This window comes from Micromonospora maritima, assembly GCF_902825405.1.
Lineage (GTDB): Bacteria > Actinomycetota > Actinomycetes > Mycobacteriales > Micromonosporaceae > Micromonospora > Micromonospora maritima.
Window position 1 is genome coordinate 1 of sequence record NZ_CADEAU010000911.1, and the last position, 968, is coordinate 968.

Annotated in this window: 1 protein-coding gene; it reads right to left on the minus strand. The window is 77.6% G+C overall.

What is annotated here, in order from left to right:
* Positions 1–968, minus strand: a 968-nt coding sequence (locus HUW36_RS33480; protein WP_174531657.1) for an amino acid adenylation domain-containing protein, incomplete at both ends; no start/stop codon positions are given.

Genomic DNA, 968 nt, shown 5'->3' on the forward strand with positions numbered 1-968 from the left:
TCCCGGGCCGACCACCGGCCGAGCGCGGCGGTGTCGGGCGCGGTCCGGGGCGTCACCACGGCCACCAGTTCGGCGCCACCGGCGCCCGGCAACGCCAGCACCACGCCGTGGCTGACCTCCGGATGGGCGCGCAGCACCGTCTCCACCGCGCCGACCTCGACCCGCTGGCCCCGGATCTTCACCTGCCGGTCGAGCCGCCCGAGGAAGGTCAGGTCACCGTCGGCGCCCCGGACCACCCGGTCGCCGGTGCGGTAGAGCCGGGCACCCGGGCGCCCCGAGAACGGGTCCGGCACGAACCGCTCCGCGGTCGCCCCGGGCTGCCCCAGGTAGCCCCGGGCCACCCCGGGCCCGCCGATGAGCAGCTCCCCCGGCACGTCGGCCGGCACCGGGCGCAACGCCTCGTCCACGACGTACACCCGGTGGTTGGCCAGCGGGCGGCCGATCGGCAGCGGCGTGGACCACCGACCTTCCGCCCGGAACGCGGTGACCTGCACGGTCGCCTCGGTGGGCCCGTAGCAGTTGAAGTAGCGTCCCCGGCCGCCCGCCGTCCAGCGGGCCACCTGCTCCGGGCCGGGCGCCTCGTCGCCGGTGAGCACGGTGGTGAACGCCGGCAGGGCGGCCGGGTCGAGCAGCGGCAGCAGCGCCGGCGGCAGCGACCCGTAGGTCACCCCGTGCGTGGCGAGGAACCGCTGCAACCGGGCCGGGTCGGTGCGGTCCGCGTCGCCGACCAGGGCGACCTCGGCGCCGCAGATCAGCGGCACCCACAGGTCCAGCACGGAGACGTCGAACCCGAACGAGGCGAAGGCGACGCAGCGGTCCCGCGCGGACAGGCCGGTGTCGTGTCGGGTGCCGGCGGCCAGCGCCACCACGCCCCGGTGACCGACCACCACGCCCTTGGGCCGCCCGGTCGTGCCCGAGGTGTAGAGGACGTAGGCGGCGGCGGCCGGGTCGAGCGCCCCCGAGCGGGC